Below are 1,685 nucleotides of genomic sequence, written 5' to 3' on the forward strand. Positions count from 1 at the left end.
AGGACGAGCTCGGGGAGCTGCTGCTCGACGTCGTCCGTGCAGCGCGCGAGCGCGGCCTCGATGCCGAGCGGGCGCTCAGGAGCGCCGTGCGCCGTCTGCCCGCCTAGGTAGTGGTTCGGTCACAGTGTCGCGCCCGCCCGCCGCGGCCACTAGGCTGTGGGTGACATTGAGGTCATCCACGAGTTACACCCCGTGATCACGCTCCCTTTGATCAATGCTCACCCTTGCTAGGAGTTCAATCCATGGCCCTTATCGATGCCATTCACGCCCGCGAGATCCTTGATTCCCGCGGCAACCCCACGGTCGAGGTCGAGGTCCTTCTGAGCGATGGTTCGCTCGGCCGCGCGGCCGTCCCGTCCGGGGCGTCGACCGGCGAGTTCGAGGCCGTGGAGCGCCGCGACGGTGACAAGGGCCGCTACCTCGGCAAGGGCGTCCAGCAGGCCGTCGAGGCCGTCGTGGACCAGATCGCCCCCGCCCTCCAGGGCTTCGACGCGACGGATCAGCGCGCGATCGACCAGGCGATGATCGATCTCGACGGCACGCCGAACAAGTCGAACCTGGGCGCCAACGCGATCCTCGGCGTCTCCCTCGCGGTCGCGAACGCCGCCGCGGACTCCTCGAACCTCCCGCTCTACAAGTACCTGGGCGGCCCGAACGCGCACGTCCTCCCGGTCCCGCTCATGAACATCCTCAACGGCGGCTCGCACGCCGACTCCGACGTGGACATCCAGGAGTTCATGGTCGTCCCGCTCGGCGCGGAGACGTTCTCCGAGGGCCTCCGCTGGGGCGTCGAGGTCTACCACTCGCTCAAGGGCGTGCTCAAGGCCAAGGGCCTCGCGACTGGCCTCGGCGACGAGGGCGGCTTCGCGCCGAACCTCCCGTCGAACCGCGCGGCGCTCGAGCTCATCACCGAGGCCATCAAGAAGGCCGGCTACGAGCCGGGCAGGGACATCGCTCTCGCGCTCGACGTCGCGTCCTCGGAGTTCTACACGGACGGCGCGTACCAGTTCGAGGGCAAGCCGCACACGGCCGCCGAGATGAGCGCGTACTACGCGGAGCTCGTCCGCGACTTCCCGCTCGTCTCGATCGAGGACCCGCTCGACGAGAACGACTGGGACGGCTGGCGGACCCTCACCGACGAGATCGGCGACAAGGTCCAGCTCGTGGGCGACGACCTCTTCGTCACCAACCCGAAGCGCCTCCAGCAGGGCATCGACGCGAAGACCGCGAACTCGCTCCTCGTCAAGGTCAACCAGATCGGCTCGCTCACCGAGACGCTCGACGCCGTGTCCCTCGCCCAGCGCTCGGGCTACACGACGATCACGTCGCACCGCTCCGGAGAGACCGAGGACACGACGATCGCGGACATCGCGGTCGCGACGAACGCCGGCCAGATCAAGACGGGCGCCCCCGCCCGTTCGGAGCGCGTCGCGAAGTACAACCAGCTCCTGCGCATCGAGGAGGAGCTCGACGACGCCGCTCGCTACGCCGGGCGCTCCGCGTTCCCGCGCTTCAAGGCGTAAGCGGTTCCCATCCGTTCGAAGGTCGCGACCCACGGGAAGTGACCTTTGAAGTATTCCCAGCCCCGGCGGCTATGGTTGAACGAGACCATAGCCGCCGCTGCTTTGCGCCCCGAGGAGACGAAGTCCATGGCCACGCGCCGCCCGCAGGTACCCCGGACCAGC

At 68.5% G+C, this 1,685-nt stretch carries 2 protein-coding genes; one reads left to right on the forward strand and one right to left on the reverse strand.

Going from position 1 to position 1,685, the window contains the following annotated elements:
- Positions 1-242: 242 nt before the first annotated feature.
- Positions 243-1,523, forward strand: coding sequence for a phosphopyruvate hydratase (gene eno / locus ACLN58_RS21885; RefSeq protein ID WP_415857317.1), 1,281 nt, complete (start codon positions 243-245; stop codon positions 1,521-1,523).
- Here the strand turns inward: eno and ACLN58_RS21890 are convergent.
- Positions 1,484-1,685: hypothetical protein (locus ACLN58_RS21890; protein WP_415857318.1), on the reverse strand; the 202-nt coding region annotated here is incomplete at its 5' end. The genes eno and ACLN58_RS21890 overlap by 40 nt on opposite strands.

Source organism: Sinomonas sp. G460-2 (assembly GCF_047759905.1).
Classification (GTDB): Bacteria; Actinomycetota; Actinomycetes; order Actinomycetales; family Micrococcaceae; genus Sinomonas.